At 41.0% G+C, this 17,404-nt stretch carries 17 protein-coding genes; 8 read left to right on the forward strand and 9 right to left on the reverse strand.

Features of this window, described 5'->3' with window-relative positions; all coding sequences use genetic code 11:
* Positions 1-25 precede the first annotated feature (25 nt).
* The 3 genes from CO230_RS06220 (at position 26) to CO230_RS06230 (ending at position 2,738) form a co-directional block, all read left to right on the forward strand.
* Positions 26-535, forward strand: a complete 510-nt coding sequence (locus tag CO230_RS06220; RefSeq protein ID WP_122027807.1) for a hypothetical protein — start codon at positions 26-28, stop codon at positions 533-535.
* A 223-nt stretch (positions 536-758) separates the two neighbouring features.
* Positions 759-1,502, forward strand: coding sequence for an NUDIX hydrolase (locus CO230_RS06225; protein ID WP_122027808.1), 744 nt, complete (start codon positions 759-761; stop codon positions 1,500-1,502).
* 54 nt (positions 1,503-1,556) lie between these two features.
* Entirely contained in the window at positions 1,557-2,738 is a 1,182-nt protein-coding gene (locus tag CO230_RS06230) for an acyl-CoA dehydrogenase family protein (RefSeq protein WP_122027809.1), read from the forward strand.
* A gap of 27 nt (positions 2,739-2,765) precedes the next feature.
* Here CO230_RS06230 and CO230_RS06235 read toward each other — a convergent pair whose 3' ends face one another.
* Together CO230_RS06235 and rsmG are read right to left on the reverse strand one after the other, a co-directional pair.
* Positions 2,766-5,498, reverse strand: coding sequence for a PD-(D/E)XK nuclease family protein (locus tag CO230_RS06235; RefSeq protein ID WP_122027810.1), 2,733 nt, complete (start codon positions 5,496-5,498; stop codon positions 2,766-2,768).
* Positions 5,499-5,612: 114 nt separating this feature from the next.
* Positions 5,613-6,248, reverse strand: coding sequence for a 16S rRNA (guanine(527)-N(7))-methyltransferase RsmG (gene rsmG, locus CO230_RS06240; RefSeq protein WP_122028912.1), 636 nt, complete (start codon positions 6,246-6,248; stop codon positions 5,613-5,615).
* 82 nt (positions 6,249-6,330) lie between these two features.
* Between rsmG and CO230_RS06245 the strand changes: the two genes are divergently transcribed.
* Complete coding sequence (locus tag CO230_RS06245) at positions 6,331-7,530, forward strand: pyridoxal phosphate-dependent aminotransferase (RefSeq protein ID WP_122027811.1); 1,200 nt, start codon at positions 6,331-6,333, stop codon at positions 7,528-7,530.
* Between the two features lie 57 nt (positions 7,531-7,587).
* Here the strand turns inward: CO230_RS06245 and CO230_RS06250 are convergent, their stop codons facing one another.
* Both CO230_RS06250 and CO230_RS06255 read right to left on the reverse strand, forming a co-directional pair.
* Positions 7,588-8,370 carry a zinc ribbon domain-containing protein gene (locus CO230_RS06250; RefSeq protein ID WP_122027812.1) on the reverse strand — a complete coding sequence of 261 codons (783 nt, stop codon included), beginning with the start codon at positions 8,368-8,370 and terminating at the stop codon, positions 7,588-7,590.
* Positions 8,371-8,374: 4 nt separating this feature from the next.
* On the reverse strand, positions 8,375-9,472 hold the full coding sequence (locus CO230_RS06255) for a Nif3-like dinuclear metal center hexameric protein (protein ID WP_122027813.1): 1,098 nt from the start codon (positions 9,470-9,472) through the stop codon (positions 8,375-8,377).
* 63 nt (positions 9,473-9,535) lie between these two features.
* On the opposite strand from CO230_RS06255, the gene CO230_RS06260 reads away from it, so the two are divergent.
* Complete coding sequence (locus tag CO230_RS06260; protein ID WP_122027814.1) at positions 9,536-10,363, forward strand: ion transporter; 828 nt, start codon at positions 9,536-9,538, stop codon at positions 10,361-10,363.
* A 396-nt stretch (positions 10,364-10,759) separates the two neighbouring features.
* Here the strand turns inward: CO230_RS06260 and CO230_RS06265 are convergent, their stop codons facing one another.
* The 3 genes from CO230_RS06265 to CO230_RS06275 form a co-directional block, all read right to left on the reverse strand.
* On the reverse strand, positions 10,760-11,797 hold the full coding sequence (locus tag CO230_RS06265; protein ID WP_122028913.1) for a peptidylprolyl isomerase: 1,038 nt from the start codon (positions 11,795-11,797) through the stop codon (positions 10,760-10,762).
* Between the two features lie 75 nt (positions 11,798-11,872).
* The gene (locus CO230_RS06270) at positions 11,873-12,382 is read right to left on the reverse strand and encodes an FKBP-type peptidyl-prolyl cis-trans isomerase (RefSeq protein ID WP_122027815.1); all 510 of its coding nucleotides are present in this window, start codon (positions 12,380-12,382) and stop codon (positions 11,873-11,875) included.
* A gap of 91 nt (positions 12,383-12,473) precedes the next feature.
* On the reverse strand, positions 12,474-13,547 hold the full coding sequence (locus CO230_RS06275) for a branched-chain amino acid aminotransferase (RefSeq protein WP_122027816.1): 1,074 nt from the start codon (positions 13,545-13,547) through the stop codon (positions 12,474-12,476).
* An 84-nt stretch (positions 13,548-13,631) separates the two neighbouring features.
* Between CO230_RS06275 and mnmD the strand changes: the two genes are divergently transcribed.
* A complete protein-coding gene (mnmD, locus tag CO230_RS06280; protein ID WP_122027817.1) occupies positions 13,632-14,309 on the forward strand; it encodes a tRNA (5-methylaminomethyl-2-thiouridine)(34)-methyltransferase MnmD in 678 nt (225 codons plus the stop codon).
* A gap of 44 nt (positions 14,310-14,353) precedes the next feature.
* Positions 14,354-14,779, forward strand: coding sequence for an NUDIX domain-containing protein (locus tag CO230_RS06285; protein WP_122027818.1), 426 nt, complete (start codon positions 14,354-14,356; stop codon positions 14,777-14,779).
* Here the strand turns inward: CO230_RS06285 and CO230_RS06290 are convergent.
* Both CO230_RS06290 and CO230_RS06295 read right to left on the reverse strand, forming a co-directional pair.
* Complete coding sequence (locus CO230_RS06290; RefSeq protein WP_122027819.1) at positions 14,763-15,554, reverse strand: S1/P1 nuclease; 792 nt, start codon at positions 15,552-15,554, stop codon at positions 14,763-14,765. The two genes, CO230_RS06285 and CO230_RS06290, sit on opposite strands and share 17 nt — an antisense overlap.
* Before the next feature lie 3 nt (positions 15,555-15,557).
* Positions 15,558-16,268 carry a DUF4294 domain-containing protein gene (locus tag CO230_RS06295; RefSeq protein ID WP_122027820.1) on the reverse strand — a complete coding sequence of 237 codons (711 nt, stop codon included), beginning with the start codon at positions 16,266-16,268 and terminating at the stop codon, positions 15,558-15,560.
* Between the two features lie 53 nt (positions 16,269-16,321).
* Between CO230_RS06295 and CO230_RS06300 the strand changes: the two genes are divergently transcribed.
* The gene (locus tag CO230_RS06300) at positions 16,322-17,398 is read left to right on the forward strand and encodes a M28 family peptidase (RefSeq protein WP_122027821.1); all 1,077 of its coding nucleotides are present in this window, start codon (positions 16,322-16,324) and stop codon (positions 17,396-17,398) included.
* Positions 17,399-17,404: the final 6 nt, after the last annotated feature.

The following is a 17,404-nucleotide window of genomic DNA, read 5'->3' on the forward strand; positions in this document are numbered from 1 at the left end:
TATAAGTGGTTTAACAATCTATTCAATGAAAAAATACCTTATAATCCCTGCAACTGTACTTTTTTTATTTAGCTGTAATAAAAAAACGACTGAAAATACCGATCTTCAAAGTTCTAAAGCTGATTCTTCAGTGGTTATCGAAGATGAACCGTTGGCTTCTTCAACAGTTCAAGACTGTTATGTGGCAGTAAATGGTAAAGATTCGGTTTTTATATCTGTGGAAGATAACTTAGGAACCATCATTGGGAAAATGCGTTACAAGAATTTTGAAAAAGACAGTTCATACGGCGATATTTCTGGTACACAACATGGTGATACGCTTAAATTAAATTACACCTTCCAGGCAGAAGGTACGACATCCGAACGCGAAATCTACTTCCTCAAAAAAGGCGGAAATCTTGTTGAAGCTATCGGCGAACACACTACTGAAGGTAATATAGACACCTATACCGATCCAGCGCGCCTTACCTACAACGGACAAACTTTGAAGCCCATTAACTGTGATGATTTCGAAAAAAACTTTATAGGGAAATAATTAAATGATAAGTAAGATTATTTTTAAAAGATTTAATAGGTGCTTTTAAAATAAACCAAACTAAATAAATCCTTTGTGGAATCTTAATTTTAGATATTTCTCTTGCCAATTTGATATTTATAAAGAACTTTTTATAAGGAACTGATATTTATCATTCTTTCCGGAACTTGTATGACAGATCTTTTGTCCCAAAAAAAGAAAATATTGCTTAGTTTTGAAGTATATGAAAATAGACGATTCGAAAAATAAACAAAACCTACAGGAATTAATTGACACGCAGGATTTTGTACCGCATATATCAGTGGATTGTGCCATTTTCGGGTATCAGAACGGCATCCTGAAAATACTTCTCCTCAAATATCATGATCTGGACCTTTGGTCGCTTCCGGGCGGGTTCGTGTTCGAAGATGAAGACCTCTCCGAAGCCGCTGCACGTGTACTTTATGAACGTACCCACCTTTCAGATATTTTTATGGATCAGTTCCATACGTTTGGCGCAAAGAACCGTACCGAAAATAATGTACACCAGATCCTGCTCCGCAATAAAGGCATTAAAGTCCCACCCGATCACTGGATCTTCCAGCGCTTCATTACCGTAGCGTACTGTAGCTTGATTGATTATAACCTGGTTGATACTTTTCCTGACGCGTTTAACGAAACCCGTGCCTGGTTTGAAGTAGATAACCTGCCAAAGATGGCCTTCGATCATGACCAGATCATACCCAAAGCCGTACAGCATCTCCGAAAAAACATTGATACACAGATAGTTGCAAGCAAACTGCTCCCTGAAAAATTCACGATGAAAGAACTTCAGACGGTTTATGAAACAGTACTGGGCGAAAAATTCCGCAGGAATAATTTTCAACGAAAGATCCTCGGCCTCAATTCCCTGGAGCGGCTGGAGAAATTTTATGACGGTTCCGCGAACAAAGCGCCTTATCTGTACAGGTTCGCAGACCATATCTAAGACCCGATTTCATCATCTTACAGAAAAAACTTACATTTAACAAAACAACATATCATGGCCTACTACCCGCTCACAGCAATCCCCGACTATTATCTGACAGATGAACTGTTAACCGATGAACATAAATTAATAAGACAGTCGGTACGGGAATGGGTAGAAAGTTTTGTGATGCCCAAAATAGATGAAGCGGCGCAAAATCACACCGATATACCGAATCTGATGAAAGAATTGGGGAAAATTGGCGCCTTGGGACCATACATTTCTGAGGAATACGGAGGTGCCGGGCTTGACCAAATTTCCTACGGACTCATCATGCAGGAACTTGAACGGGGCGACTCTGCCGTACGATCTGCGGCTTCCGTGCAAAGTTCCCTGGTTATGTTTCCCATCAATGAATACGGCAGTGAGGAACAGAAAAGAAAATACCTACCAAAACTGGCTGCGGGAGAAATGATCGGCGCATTTGGCTTAACCGAACCCAATCATGGTTCAGATCCTGCCTCTATGGAAACCCATATCGTTGACAAAGGCGATCATTACCTGCTCAATGGGGCTAAGATGTGGATCACCAATGCACCTTTGTGTGACATCGCGGTCGTTTGGGCAAAAAATGAGGACGGCAAAGTACAGGGCATGATCGTGGAGCGCGGCTTTGAAGGTTTTACTACGCCAGAAACGCATAATAAATGGAGCCTCAGGGCTTCAAAAACCGGGGAATTGGTCTTCAATGACGTAAAGATACCTAAAGAAAACATTCTTCCAAATGTCATAGGTCTTAAAGGGCCACTTTCGTGCCTGAATTCCGCACGTTATGGGATTTCTTGGGGTGTCATCGGTGCGGCCATCGACTGTTACTGTACTGCTGTACAATATTCAAAAGAACGGAAGCAGTTTGGTAAACCCATCGGTTCTTTTCAGCTACAGCAGAAAAAACTGGCAGAATTTTTAACCGAAATTACCAAAGCTCAACTGCTTTGCCTGCAACTAGGTAAACTGAAGAAGGATCACCACGCCACACCAGCACAAATATCAATGGCGAAACGGAATAACGTAAAGATGGCGATAGAAATAGCGCGCGAATCCCGACAAATGCTTGGTGGTATGGGTATCATGGGAGAATTTCCGATGATGCGCCACGCTGCAAACCTCGAATCGGTGATTACTTATGAAGGTACCCACGACATCCATTTATTGATTACGGGTATGGATATTACCGGCATCAACGCCTTTGGATAAAATGATGAGCCTCGAAAGAGGCTTTTTTTATTTCCCGAATTTAGGCTGTGTATTTTCTATAAATGGTATTTCAGGATTCAAAATTTCTGAGATAACGTTCCCAATCGCACGCATCGGGGTTTCGAGCAAAGTTTTTGTGATATCTTCTTGTCCGAAGATGCTGAGATTCTGTACGCCTTTGTTCACTTCCGCAAAACTCCAGATCCCACAGTTTACGCTATGATCCGGGAAGCGGTTGCTATGCAATGCAGCATACGCGTAAATGCTGAGCTGCATGGCCTGTTTATAATCATCGCGGAAGAATATTTTTTCCAGCTTGTCTTCGGCTTCGTTTTTCTTGGGCGTGGTTAATGAGAGGTTTTTCGTTTTGGCTGTCTTAAAGTCAATGATACGCAAGTTGCCATTCAACCGGTCGATACGGTCAATAAAACCATAGAAATTTATTTCCTCTCGTTGCTCACTTTCTAAGATGAAATTAGCTTTCTCGAAGTTACCTTCCACACTGATGATTTCAAGTGTGTTGCCTTGTGCCAGGAGTTTCCGGTCATAATCTAGCACGTTGCGTACTACCCTTTCCGCAATGGATTTATGTATGAAATTCATCCCCTTACGATAAAATTCGAGTTGATGATTCATCTTCTCAATCGCTCGTGCCATCACTTCATCCAATGCTTTAGGAGACAGCGATACATCTTTGACAGTGAGTTTTTTATTGACTAATTTCTCGTAAATATCCTGTAAAGCGTAATGGACCAGATTCCCATAACTGCGCTGCGAAATTTCTTCCTCAATTTCATCGGCTTCCCGGGTATTAAGGATTTTCGTCAAGTAAAAATCTATGGGATTGTAGATGTAGCTTGTGAGATGTGAAGCCGAAACCCGCTCCTTCCATTCCTGAAGTTTGGCCATCACAGGCGCGGTTTTTTCAATTCGCATGGCTTCATGCAAAATAGGATCTGAGGTATTTTCAATGATGATGTTTTCAATCGCGTGAAACTGGTCCTCGATTTCCATTTGTGTAATGAAACGGCTTTTTTCACCTGTATTTACACCGGAATTGAGCGCATTGAAGAGCAGATGTATATGCTCTGCATCCTGTATTAGCCGATAAAAATGATAGGCATAAATACTGTCATTATCAAGGAAGGTGTGCATGTTGAAAATCCCCCGGATATTGAATGGCAAATAGGTGTTTTGCGTATTACCAAGCGGCAGTTTACCTTCATTTACAGACAGCAGAATGATATTTTTAAAGTTCAGCAAACGGGTTTCAAGCAGTCCCATTACCTGTAGTCCCTGAAGTGGTTCCCCTTGAAAATCAATATTCTCTGAATTGACCAGTTGGTTAATCATGATTTCCAGCGTCTCCATATTGATGGTGAACTGATATGGTGTGATCTGGTTTTTAATGATTTTAAAAGTCCGTTCAAAGTGCGAGATGTTTTCATAAAGGATATCATCCAACTCACGGTATTTCAGTTGATAACAATAGTCGATCAGCAGGTCTAAATAATGATCCACCGAAGTTGGTCGACGAAAAAGTGCGGCGTATGATAATGCTCCCAAAAACTCATCAAACTGTTTTTTCGAGACATACACTATATTTCTTTCCTCAATCTTTGCTTTGAAGTTGGCTACAATTTCACGGTCTGTGTCATTATTCGGCAATTCTTCCAACACGGTCAGCAAATCGTTGTAATAATAGGAACTTTCTTTCTGTTCTTGCTGTTTCTGAAGGTAAAACAACTGTTTTACCGCATTACTGAAGGCGAGGTTCTTGAGCGGGAAACCCATGGTGATATTCAATCGCTCCACGGTGCTTAGCGCGTCTAAAGTAGCGGGCAGCAGGTTTTCGTCTAACAGTATTACCGCCGTGTTAGAAAGGTCTGTAGGCGGCATTTCCCTGAAGATTTCGGGCAATACTTTCGCTTGCGAAATATTACCGGAGACTTCATAGACTTTAATATTCTTCGGTTGCGAGAAATCATTTTCAATCCACCGGAAAGGCCTGCTGTCATTAAACTCCTTCCAGTTTTTGTGTAAACGCAGAAATTTGCCGGCTTCCTGTCTTTCATCTTTCATGTAATATTCATCTGCCTGAAAATAGCATTGCGCCTTATCCCACTGCAAAAGGTTTTTCACCAGCAATTCTTCGGTTGGTGTAAAGGCATTGAATCCGCAGAATACATATTTCCCATTAGTCTTTTGAGCAAAATCTGCGATTAGATGTCGGGCCGTTTCATGGATCATCCCCGCGGTTGCCCAGTTGCGTTCCTGAAGTTTTTGTTTAAGTAAAGGAATGAAAAGGCTCATCCTCTGCCAGAAACTCAGGTTTTTCTGTCTTGCGTTTTCCTGTTGATCGCCCAGTTTTTCCGACCAGTTCTTGATCCGTTCCTCACTGAACATGTAATCAATAACCGCGTGGTCGTTTTCAGTAAACTTCAGGATGTCATCCCAATCTTTTAACAGTGTTGGGAACCACTTTAAAAACGAAGCAAAATCTTCAGTTGAATGAATGGTCCTGTAGATATCGTAAGCGAAGAGCCAAAGTGCGATCCCCTGAATATGTTGTTTATCAGCCAGGCTTTTTATAAGATCCTCTATCGTATAAAAGTTCGGTAAGATACCCGAATATTGTTTTTCAGTAAGGATCCTTCGGATAAAAACGATAGGTCTTTTTCCAGGTAATACAATGTTAAACTCCGATAAATCAGTATTTTGAGACAGTAAATCGGTAATGATTTTATTCAGGAACTTCATGGTCTAAGAGAAAGAAGAAAAATAAGAAATATTTCGCAAAAAGACAGCACCTGAATTGGATTTCAGATGCTTTTATAACTTATAAACATAAAAACAAACAAATTGCCGAAAACATCATGAATTAAAGTGACCTTTAGACAGATAAACAACTTTTTTAGTTTCAAAAAACTCGCCGTCGAAATAATTTTTCAGGTCGAAGATTTCAGTTTTAAGGCCGGCAAGTTCTTCCGCAAGGTCGCCACCTTTCAGATAAAGCACCCCGTTGTGTTTGGGATTGAACTGTTCTTTCTCGAATTTGCCTTTCAGCCACCGCAGAAAAACCGGCATCTGTGTAACAGCCCGGCTCACCACAAAATGAAATTTATCTTTAACATCTTCTGCCCTGCCATGTATCGCCTTCACATTTTTAAGCCCAATACCGTTGGAAACCTCTTTTACTACCGTTATTTTTTTCCCGATGGAATCTACCAGCGTAAAATGCGCTTCAGGGAAAAGTATGGCCAGTGGAATACCCGGGAAGCCGCCTCCTGTACCAACATCCAGTATCTTAGTTCCGGGCGCGAATTCCATTACGCGTGCTATGCCCAGTGAATGTAAGATGTGTTTTTCGTAAAGAGAATCCAGGTCTTTCCTAGATATTACATTGATTTTTCCGTTCCATTCTGTATAAAGTTCCTGCAGTTTGCCGAATTGCTCTTGCTGCTCCACAGAAAGGTTGGGGAAATATTGTTGTATAAGTGCGATGCTCATGCCCGGATATTTTCGCAAATTTAGAAAAAACAAGCCGGGAAATAGGAACAAAAACATTTATCTTTGGCGTTTAAGTACAACTATGGAAAAATTTGCTGACCGGCTGACGCGGATGAGCTTCTCCCAAACCTTCGTGATGAGTAACCGGGTGCGCGAAATGAAAGCCGCAGGCCACAACGTTATCAGTCTAACACTGGGCGAGCCCGATTTCGATGTGCCGAAAGATATAAAAGCTGCCGCCTTCGAGGCGATCAATCAAAATTTCAGTCATTATTCGCCAGTGCCGGGTTTCCTGGACCTGCGTGAGGCGGTTTGCGAAAAACTGCAACGCGATAATCATCTAACTTATCTACCCACCCAAATCTGTGTTTCTAACGGTGCAAAGCAGGCCATATTAAATGTATTGGCAGCACTTCTAAATGATGGTGACGAGGTGATCTTACCCGCACCTTACTGGGTAAGCTACCATGAAATGGTGAAGATGATGGGTGGCAAATCCGTATTCATAGAAACTTCTATCGATACCGATTTTAAAATGACGGCCGCGCAACTTGAAGCCGCCATTACACCAAGAACCAAGATATTGCTGTACAGTTCGCCCTGTAACCCATCAGGAAGTTTCTACAGTTATGAGGAACTTGAAAAAATTGCAGATGTTGTTGCCAGATACCCGCAAATCACGATAATTTCGGATGAGATTTATGAGTATATCAATTATGACGGCAAACACACCTCTATCGCTGAGTTCCCGCAAGTGTATGAGCAAACAGCGGTCATCAACGGAATGTCTAAAGCATTTGCGATGACTGGCTGGCGCATTGGCTATTCCGCTTGTCCAACGTGGTTGGCGAAAGCGTGTGAAAAAATTCAGGGACAGATGACCAGCGGTGCAAACACGGTAGCCCAAAAAGCATCGGTAAAAGCGCTGAAAACCGACCCTGCGACTTACAAATATATGATTGAAAGGTTCAAAAGCCGCCGTGACCTTGTGTATGGGTTGATGAAAGAGATTCCAGGCTTTAAGGTGAATTATCCTGAAGCGGCATTCTATTTTTTCCCGGATATCTCTTATTATCTCGGTAAAACCCTGAACGGAACTTTAATAAACGATGCGGATGATTTCGCCATGTTTTTGCTTGAAAACGCCTACGTAGGAAGTGTGGGTGGCGTATCTTTCGGGAGTCCCAACTGCATCAGGTTTTCCTATGCCGCTTCCGAACAAGATCTTACGGAAGCAATGACACGGATAAAAAATTGTCTGCAAACAATTGATGTACAATAAAATAAAATGCGCCTTACAAATAAACTGTAAGGCGCATTTTTTATGTTGAATGAAATATTAATTAAATGTAATGATTTCTTTCATTTTTTCGGTTTCCTCATTTACCAGATCATCATCTACCAGGATTTTCCCGCTGTGCTCATCAATGATGATTTTTTTGCGCTGCGCTATTTCCATTTGCTTCTGTGGTGGCAGTGTGAAGAACGAGCCTTTTGGTGCGCCTCTTTCAAGGCCTACAACAGCCAGTCCGTTCGGTGAATTGGTACGGATCCTTTGGTAAGAAGCCAATAATCTTTCGTCAATATTTTTAGCAAACTCGGCAGATTTCTCCATCAGGAATTCTTCTTCTTTCTGGGTCTCCGCTACTAATGTTTCGAGTTCTTCCTTCTTGAATTTGAGGTGATTACGAAGTTCTTCGATTTTAGTGTTCAGCTCTTCTAAAGTTTCATTTTTGTGTGAAATCTTAGCGCCAAATTCCTTGATTCTTTTCTCCGCAAGTTGAATTTCAAGTTCTTGGAATTCAATTTCTTTGCCCAGCGCTTCGAATTCTTTATTATTTCTTACGTTATCCTGCTGGTTTTTATATTTTTCAATAAGTGATTTTGCGTGATTGATGACTTCATTTTTTGTATTGATTTCATCATTCTGCTCTTTAATTTCTGTCTGAAATTTTTCCGCACGTTTCTCCAACCCTTCAATCTCTATTTCCAGATCTTCCACTTCAATAGGCAATTCGCCTCTGGTGTTGCGTATTTCATCTAACCGAGAATCGATGATTTGCAGATCATACAATGCTCTCAGCTTATCTTCGATGGTAATTTCTACAGGTTTTTTTGCCATAGTTTTATAAAAAATAATTTACTGGATTGTTTTTCCCAAGGGATTTTAAGATTGCAAATTTAGGAAAAATTTCCGATAAAATCTCAATTATTTGTTCTGCGACGAATTGCTCCGACTCGTAATGGCCGATGTCGCAAATCATCATTTTCCCTTCACCGGAGAAGAAGTCATGGTATTTTACATCGCCTGTCAAATAAGCGTCGCAACCCTGCATTAACGCAGCTTTTATCCCACTGGCACCACTGCCGCCCAACACGCCGACACGCGTAATCTTATCTTTATTGATGCTTGAATGTCGGATTACCTGTAGCTGGAATCTTTGTTTAACGAATTGCAGGAACTCTTCCGTATCCATGGCGTCTTCTAAATCCCCAAACCGGCCCAAACCCGAATATTGGTTTTCGTTCTCCAAATTAATAAGTTGATAAGCGACCTCTTCATAAGGATGCGCGGCTTTCATCTTTTTAAGAATATTATTTTTCTTATGGCGTTCGAAAATTACGGATATCATTTGTTCCGCAGCATTTTCCCGGATATTCAGACTTCCGCTGAACGGTGATGAACCGGCTATGGGGCGGAATGTGCCTTCACCGTTAAGGCTGAAACTGCACTCATCATAGAAACCGATATTTCCGGCTCCCGCCTCAAACAAAGCTGTTTTTACTTTTTCTGTATAATCTTCGGGCACCATTACCTCCAGTTTTTGCAGGTTGCCTTGTTTTGGCATCAAGATCTGTTGATTTTTCAATCCCAACTGTTCACAAATCCGATAGTTTACTCCAAAATAGTCATTATCAAAAGCGGTATGTATGGCATAGATGGCAATTTTGTTTTCAATGGCCTTTATCACAGCGCGCTCTACATAATTTTTCCCAGTGAGCGATTTAAGGCCAGAGAAGATGATGGGATGAAAAGTGACAATCAGGTTGGTGTTTTGAGAGATGGCTTCATCCACCACATGTTCAAGGGCGTCGTGACATACCATGATACCGGTAATTTCTCTTTCGGGATTTCCGCACAGCAGTCCTACATTGTCGAAATCTTCTGCCTGCCTTATCGCAATTTTCTTTTCAAGTGCAGAAATTATCTCTTTTAGCGTCATTTTTTTAAGTTTGTAACGAATTTAAGCATTATTTCTTTACATTTATTTTCCTGAATCTGCGACATGGAAAAAGAGCATAATTTTATTCCCGAAAAAACTAAATGGAAGCGCAAGCTGTATCGGATCATCTTCAAATCTGATACCCGCCTCGGGAAACTTTTCGATCTTACACTGTTGGTGCTTATTCTGCTGAGCACATTGATAGTGATGATGGAAAGTGTAAAGATCTACGACGCGAAACTGCATCGGCTGTTTATTATTCTTGAGATTATCATTACCGCCTTTTTTACAGTGGAATATGTACTGAGAATCCTGACTATCCGGAATAAAAAGGCTTATATATTCAGTTTCTTTGGGGTTATAGATTTCTTGGCTATTCTGCCCTTTTACCTGAGTCTGTTCTTTCCTGTCACAAAATATTTCCTGATTATAAGGATGCTAAGAATGTTGAGGATTTTTAGGATTCTGAACTTGATGGACTTTATGCACGACGGATATTTCATTGTACGTGCACTGAAGAACAGCTCCCGAAAGATCTACATCTTTCTGTTGTTCCTCATCATATTTTCAGTAATCGTAGGATCGATGATGTTTATGGTGGAAGGTCACCGCGAAGGGTTTGAAAGTATTCCGCAGAGTATTTACTGGGCAGTTGTTACTGTAACGACGGTGGGTTATGGTGATGTTTCGCCGGGCACGCCGCTGGGGAAATTCTTATCAGTGTTGCTGATGCTGGCAGGTTATTCGATTATTGCGGTCCCCACTGGGATTGTGACTGCCGAAATGCGCAACAAGAGGCAAAACCTCGAAAAAGTGTGTAGCCGGTGCGGCAATGATGATATTGATGATGACGCACGTTACTGTAAGATCTGTGGTGAGAAGGTGGTATAAAAAAGATGCACTTCCCGGGGAAATGCACCTTTCTCTTCTCAATCATTTGTGTTATGGTTCTTCTGTCTAAGCCTACTTGGTTTATTTTATCTACGTTTATGATACTTGAGTCTATGGTTATTAGTTGTTACCTTTGGCGTAAATAAAGTTATTCGGTCATCACTTGGTGTAAAATTGAGAGAGATATATCATCAGTTGTGTTTGGTTTATTGTAAGTAATTCAGTTCCTGTTTATTGTTACACAAATTTACGGTATGTAAGAACTGTTATCTACCGTGAAAACACCTTATCTTATCTGATATTTTCAGCTAAATTCATTACTATAGTTAAAATTTTAATATAATTCCATAAAAAAAGAGCATCATTTGATGCTCTTTACTTTAAACTATATGTAAATTATTTGATCTTGATGAATTCTACATCGAAAACCAACCAAGCATTCGGTGGAATTACACCTCCGGCACCGCGCGCACCATATCCTAACTCCGAAGGAATGAGGAACGTGGCGGTTTCACCTTCTTTCATAAGCATCAAACCTTCATCCCAACCTCTAATGACTTGGCCAATACCTACTGAAAATTCTAGTGGCTGGTTTCTTTTAAACGAAGAATCGAATTCGGTCCCATCCACCAGTTTTCCGGAATAATGAACTGAAATTTCATCTCCCGCTACAGGTGATTTTCCGTCGGTGGTTTTAGTGATTTTATAATACAGACCAGACGCGGTTACCTGCATCCCGGCTTTTAATTCCTCGGCCATTTTCTGTTGATTTGCTGTAAATTCTTCTTCTTTCCTTTTCTTATCAGCTTCTATTTTTTCAATGATGGCCTTATTGTTTTGCTGGATTTTAGATTTTCCTTCCGTAAAAATCTTTGCGGCATCATAGTTTTTATATTCGTCGCCTTTGCTGAATACAGAAACCTTTTCAAGCACAACATCAGTTTTTGGGCGGTCTTGCGCACCTTTTTCAACATTGGCAATCGCATCAATTACTTCTTCACCTTTTACCACTTCACCGAAAATGGTGTGACGGCCATCCAACCAAGGGGTAGCAACTTCAGTAATGAAAAACTGTGATCCATTGGTGTTGGGACCGGAGTTGGCCATTGAAAGAATGCCCTTGCCCGTATGTTGTAAGTCATTTTTTTCATCATCAAACTTATATCCCGGGTCGCCCATACCTGTACCTTGCGGGTCGCCACCTTGGATCATAAAATCCTTGATTACGCGGTGAAAAATAGTGCCGTCATAGTAAGGTACACCTTTGGCCTTGGCCTTATTCTCAATTTTACCTTCTGCCAGACCTATGAAATTTGCCACAGTTACAGGCGCTTTCTTGTCCTGAAATTTAACAATCATATTTCCTTTGGAGGTTTGGAAATTTGCGTACAGACCGTCATTCAGGCCTTCGTAAGTTTCTTTTTCTACGTTCATTTTTTTATAAATTGGGGTGCAGCTGGTCAGTAATATTGCTGACACTGCGATTAATATTTTATTTTTAAGCATTTTTTAAAGTACTTTTATTTTTATAATTAAGGGCATATCGTTAGAGATTTTATCATTATCTCCATAGGTGCCAAATGCCAGTACGGAAGGCACCAATAATGTAGCCACTTGCCCTGATTTCAGATAACGGAGCGCGTCCTCCACTGCTTTAATATCCTCGAAACGGCCAAACTGTACATTTATATTCTCTTTTGGCTGATCGTACAGCTTTACGAAATCAAAATCATAAATTTCATATTCATATGAAACGACTTCGCCATCTGCTTTTCGGGGATGTTGCGATAGATTTTCAATATTTACCCAATAATTGAGGCTCATCGGATAGAATTTTTCCTGTTGGTTGTTGATCCAGTGCTGTATCTGCGCCCTTTCCGCAATATTCAGGTTTTTGGCGCGGTTTTTTGAAGTGGTTAGATCTGTTTCATATAGAAATCCACCCACCGGCGGATGGCTCTGCGTCTTTTGCGCACAGCTGAGTATCAGAAAGAATGATATGACCAGGATTTTCTGCATAGCTTTTGCGAAAATACACAATTCATCTTACATTAAAAAAATAAAAAAGCCAGGAATTTTTGGTTCCCGGCTGAATGATATAAAATTTTCTTTATGCGTTTTCCAGCACATTATTTTCTACCAAAACTCTCCACCCAAATGGGTCTTCGGCATTATTGGTTTGGATGTCCACCAGATCTTTCTGCAAGCTAAGCGCAAAACTTTCTTCTAAAGATAAGGTTGGCAACTCTAATTTTTCGCCTTTATAGCCCAACGCTCGAAAAACACTTGTTACAACGGCGGTACCTACCCCCCAAACTTCCTTCAAGGTTCCGTTTTTCTGTGCCTCTATAACTGTTTTTACAGCTACCGGCTCTATTTTTACTTCAATTCCCCTGCGTTTTGCAAGTTGAATAAAGCTGTCTCGAGTAACACCATCCAAGATTTTTTCAGAGGTTGGTGGCGTGTAGATGGTATCATTAATTCTTACAAACACGTTCATGGTACCACTTTCCTCGAAATATTCGTGTGTAGCATCATCAGTCCAGATGATTTGCTCGTACCCTTCTTCAATCGCTAACTGCGTTGGATAAAAAGAAGCGGCGTAATTACCTGCAGCCTTTGCGGAACCTACCCCACCATTAGCCGCACGCGAGTAGAAATCGGATATAAGTACCGATACAGGCTCTGTATAATAGCTTTTCGCCGGTGTGGCAACAATCGCAAACATATATTTGTTGGAAATACGGGCTTTCAGTGCCTCTTCAGTAGCGAAAATCAGCGGTCTGATATATAGTGACATCCCTTCACCCTGTGGTATCCAGGCACGGTCGATATCAATCAGCGCCTTCAGGCCGTCGATAAACATTTCCTTTGTCACTTCCGGCATCGCCAGTCTTTTCGCGGATTTATTGATACGCTCGAAATTCTTTTCCGGACGGAACATAAACACTTGCCCGTCTTTATCTTTATACGCCTTCATCCCCTCGAAACATGCCTGTCCGTAATTAATGCCCATCATGGCTGGTGAAAATGGCAGCGCACCATACGGTACAAGTTTTACTTCGCCCCATGCACCATTATCGTATTCGCAGATGATCATGTGATCGATGAAGGTATTCCCAAACGAAAAATTCTCTGGATCAAAGCTTGAGATTCTCGGTTGGGTAGATTTTTCGATTATCATATTAAAAATTTTTATTGATGTAATACAAATTTAACATAATTTTTCAAATATCAAAATTTTAAATTAAATTTGAGAAAATTTAGCATGAACAGAGAGGTAAAACTTACATCAGACGGTAGCAAAACACTGTATATCAGTGAAATGAATGAAAACTATCATTCATCACATGGTGCATTACAAGAAGCAAAGCATGTCTTTATTGAAAATGGGTTTAAACTAGTAGATAATTGTGAAATTAATATTTTAGAACTCGGTTTAGGAACGGGTTTAAATGTTTTAGTCACAATTGATGAATTTTTGAGAACTGATAAAAATCATGTAATCCACTATCACACCCTTGAAAAATACCCCGTAAATGAACATGAAATTGCAGAATTGGGTTATGACCGTTTATTTTATGAACAGAATATGAACGAATTTCTGCAAAAAATACATGCATGTAATTGGTCTGAAACCATTGAAATTCTACCGAATTTTTACTTCACCAAATACCATTGTGATTTTTTTGCTTTGAAGAATTTGCATCTGCCACCCGTAAATCTAGTGTATTACGATTGTTTCGGTGCGCGTGTACAGCCAGATCTTTGGGGGATGCCACTTTTTCGGCAGGTAGCTGATAAGATGGCCAACGGCGGACTTTTAACCACCTATTCATCAAAAGGCAGTGTGCGCAGGATATTGCAGGAGCTTGGTTTTGATGTGCAAAAAAAACCAGGCCCACCCGGAAAAAGAGAAATGATCAACGCGATAAAAAATAAATAGCAACTCATTTATTTTTATTACTTTTAAATCTGTTAAAAACGTGTATGATTGATAAAATAAACATCAGAGTGTACGCAACTGCGCTGAAAGAAGGGAAAGTTCTTGTGTTACACGAGGAATATGCGGGTGACCAACTGATGAAACTGCCCGGTGGCGGACTAGAGTTTGGTGAAGGGTTGCTCGATTGCCTGAGACGCGAATTTGAAGAAGAATTAAACGTGAAAATAAAAATCCTGGGGCATCTTTACACCCAGGAAGAATTCGTGACTTCCCGATTCCGGGAAAACGAGCAGTTGCTGACAGTTTATTATATGGTGGAGATTGAAGACGAAAACGACTTCCTGATCTTAGACCCATGCATCGAAAAAACAGAATGGATTCCCATTGATACCAATGAAAATCCATTTCCGCTGCCCGTGGACAGAATTGCTTTTGAAAAGCTGAAAGAAAAATTTATAGAACTTCGTTAAATATTTTTGCGAGCCGCAGTCCCCCATACAACAGTTGCCGTTCCATCAATTGGGTGAATTTGTACGTGTAATCATAAGAATAGGCCTGGTCTGCCTTGGTGTTGGCATATATGGTATTGGCTTTCAGGTGGCTGTCATAAAACCATTCCTCAAGACTCCCTGCCTGTATGGCTTTTACTTCTTCCTTTGATTTTACATCAAGTAAGCGGGCGTATTCTTCATAACTATATTTCTGAGAATCAATCAGTTTGCTGTCCCAAAGCGAATGAAGATTGGTGTTTTCACCAAAAAATTTCATACGGATCCGGTTTCCACCCAGATCTTCAGCACGCCCTACATGAAGCGGTTGCGATAAATCACCAATCATGTGAATCAGGAAGCGTAGGGCTATTTCCCGGTCGTTCTTCGACGTGTTTTTGTCTTTAATCTGTGCCGACAGTTTTTGGATTTGTGTATAAAGGTTCGGTCCATCCTGTGCTTTCAAACTGTCGGAAAATCTTTTAAAATCAGGCTGTGGGTTAATGTTTACATAATGCCACCGGTCCGTATGCTTCCAGGTACCTGTAGTGTCAGATTTTATAAAGTCTGGCCAGTTGGCCCAATACGCAAGTTTCTGCTCGCCAATGATTTTTTTTAGGTTTCGTTTTGCCTTGCCAGTCAGGTGGTTTTCTGCAATCTGTGCGACAATACGGTGGCCGGTGACGCCATAGGAATAGGCAAAATTAAAGGTTACCAATGCCGCGAGCAGCACCAGGTTTCGTAGGGTTTTAGTCATAGGTTATCTTTTGATTTTAAAGTTTCGGTATCCAGGGTAAGGCTGGAAATATCCTGCATTCCAGTTACTTTGCAACAGCGACTCCAGAAATTCGTCGGTTCTGTTTTTGTGTGGATCATAGGGTTCTTTCAGCTCAATATCGGCAATGTTTCCTTTTACATTCCACCAGAAAGCGCTCCAGCCACCGCGAAGTTCTTTAATGATGTCGTACACCGTTTTTCCCGTAGCACGGTTCATCAGTTTTGCAAATACCCTTCCTTCGGTAGTCGTAAGGTCGCGCAGCTGCAGTTCATACTGTTCAGCGAGTTTCTTCTGGCGCTCGTTCACGTATCTTTTTTGCTCGGCACGTGTCATTTGGGTAATGTCTTCCTGTATTTCTTGGTACTGGTCGAGTGCGGTTAGAAATAGCGGATACACACGGTTCAGCTTCTTATTAAGGAAATAATAATAATTCTGGTCAAGTTGGTTATTGAAGCGGGGTTTGTTAAGTAAGACCAGCTCATCCATCACCACTACATTCTCCCCATCTATCTCATACACTTTGGCTTGCTGTGCCTCATCATAGTAATATTTATTACCGAATTCATCGGTTTTCAGCAGTTCTGGCGGATATTGACTCAGGGGTTTTACAGTAGCGAGTATCGAATCATTTTGTGCAGCAGCCTGAAGCCCCGAAAGAAGCAGGATGACTATTACAATCTTATTAAAATTCATTATTTTTACTTCGTCTAAAATCAAATGTACATAACAAAATTCATTCCTCTTATATGTTATTCGAAAATAAATCAATTAAATTTCTAGAAAAATACCTAAACACTGCATCACCAACAGGTTACGAACATCAGGGACAAAAAATCTGGATGGAGTATATCGCGCCATACGTTGACAAGATTGAGTATGACCACTATGGGACCTGCTACGGCATCATCAATCCTGAAGCCGAATTTAAAGTAGTGATTGAAGCCCATGCCGATGAAATCTCCTGGTATGTAAATTACATCACCGATGACGGCCTGATCTACGTGATCAGGAACGGCGGATCAGACCAAATGATCGCGCCTTCAAAAATAGTCAACATACATGGTGAAAAAGGCATCGTGAAAGGCGTATTTGGTTGGCCGGCAATCCACACCCGTGGCATAAACGCTGATGAACCACAACCTAAACTCGAAAATATATTTATCGATTGCGGCGCGGTAAACAAAAAAGAAGTGGAAGATTTGGGCATACATGTAGGCTGTATGATTACCTACCCTGATGAATTTTTCGAACTGAATGACCGTTATTTTGTCTGTAGGGCGCTCGATAACAGAATCGGTGGCTTCATGATTGCAGAAGTGGCAAGACTCATTAAAGAAAATGACAACCAGTTGCCCTTTGGTCTTTACATCACCAATTCTGTTCAGGAAGAAGTTGGGCTTTACGGCGCAGATATGATCGCGGATACCATCAAACCCAACATCGCCATCGTGACTGATGTTACCCATGATACGACCACACCCATGATTGAGAAGAAAAAAGAAGGCGACCAAAAATGTGGTAACGGCCCGGTGGTCTTTTATGCGCCCAGCGTGCATCACACCATCCGCGAACTTATTGTAAACACGGCTAAGATAAAGGAGATCCCTTTCCAGAGGGCTGCCGCCAGCCGTGCCACAGGTACTGATACAGATGCTTTTGCCCATTCTAACGGCGGAGTGCCAAGCGCGCTGATTTCGCTTCCCCTGCGTTACATGCACACGACGGTGGAAATGGTTTCGAAAGAAGATGTATCTAATGTGATAAAGCTGATTTACGAAACTTTATTGCAGATAAAACCTGATATGAACCTGAAATATCATTAAATAAAA

It is taken from the genome of Chryseobacterium sp. 6424, assembly GCF_003692615.1.
GTDB lineage: Bacteria > Bacteroidota > Bacteroidia > Flavobacteriales > Weeksellaceae > Kaistella.

What these genes read in the sequence shown, in the direction of transcription:
- CO230_RS06220 (WP_122027807.1), top strand. Translation starts at nt 26, where the DNA reads ATGAAAAAATACCTTATAATCCCTGCAACTGTACTTTTTTTATTTAGC.
- CO230_RS06225 (WP_122027808.1), top strand. Translation starts at nt 759, where the DNA reads ATGAAAATAGACGATTCGAAAAATAAACAAAACCTACAGGAATTAATT.
- CO230_RS06230 (WP_122027809.1), top strand. Translation starts at nt 1,557, where the DNA reads ATGGCCTACTACCCGCTCACAGCAATCCCCGACTATTATCTGACAGAT.
- CO230_RS06235 (WP_122027810.1), bottom strand. Translation starts at nt 5,498, where the DNA reads ATGAAGTTCCTGAATAAAATCATTACCGATTTACTGTCTCAAAATACT.
- rsmG (WP_122028912.1), bottom strand. Translation starts at nt 6,248, where the DNA reads ATGAGCATCGCACTTATACAACAATATTTCCCCAACCTTTCTGTGGAG.
- CO230_RS06245 (WP_122027811.1), top strand. Translation starts at nt 6,331, where the DNA reads ATGGAAAAATTTGCTGACCGGCTGACGCGGATGAGCTTCTCCCAAACC.
- CO230_RS06250 (WP_122027812.1), bottom strand. Translation starts at nt 8,370, where the DNA reads ATGGCAAAAAAACCTGTAGAAATTACCATCGAAGATAAGCTGAGAGCA.
- CO230_RS06255 (WP_122027813.1), bottom strand. Translation starts at nt 9,472, where the DNA reads ATGACGCTAAAAGAGATAATTTCTGCACTTGAAAAGAAAATTGCGATA.
- CO230_RS06260 (WP_122027814.1), top strand. Translation starts at nt 9,536, where the DNA reads ATGGAAAAAGAGCATAATTTTATTCCCGAAAAAACTAAATGGAAGCGC.
- CO230_RS06265 (WP_122028913.1), bottom strand. Translation starts at nt 11,797, where the DNA reads ATGAACGTAGAAAAAGAAACTTACGAAGGCCTGAATGACGGTCTGTAC.
- CO230_RS06270 (WP_122027815.1), bottom strand. Translation starts at nt 12,382, where the DNA reads ATGCAGAAAATCCTGGTCATATCATTCTTTCTGATACTCAGCTGTGCG.
- CO230_RS06275 (WP_122027816.1), bottom strand. Translation starts at nt 13,547, where the DNA reads ATGATAATCGAAAAATCTACCCAACCGAGAATCTCAAGCTTTGATCCA.
- mnmD (WP_122027817.1), top strand. Translation starts at nt 13,632, where the DNA reads ATGAACAGAGAGGTAAAACTTACATCAGACGGTAGCAAAACACTGTAT.
- CO230_RS06285 (WP_122027818.1), top strand. Translation starts at nt 14,354, where the DNA reads ATGATTGATAAAATAAACATCAGAGTGTACGCAACTGCGCTGAAAGAA.
- CO230_RS06290 (WP_122027819.1), bottom strand. Translation starts at nt 15,554, where the DNA reads ATGACTAAAACCCTACGAAACCTGGTGCTGCTCGCGGCATTGGTAACC.
- CO230_RS06295 (WP_122027820.1), bottom strand. Translation starts at nt 16,268, where the DNA reads ATGAATTTTAATAAGATTGTAATAGTCATCCTGCTTCTTTCGGGGCTT.
- CO230_RS06300 (WP_122027821.1), top strand. Translation starts at nt 16,322, where the DNA reads ATGTTATTCGAAAATAAATCAATTAAATTTCTAGAAAAATACCTAAAC.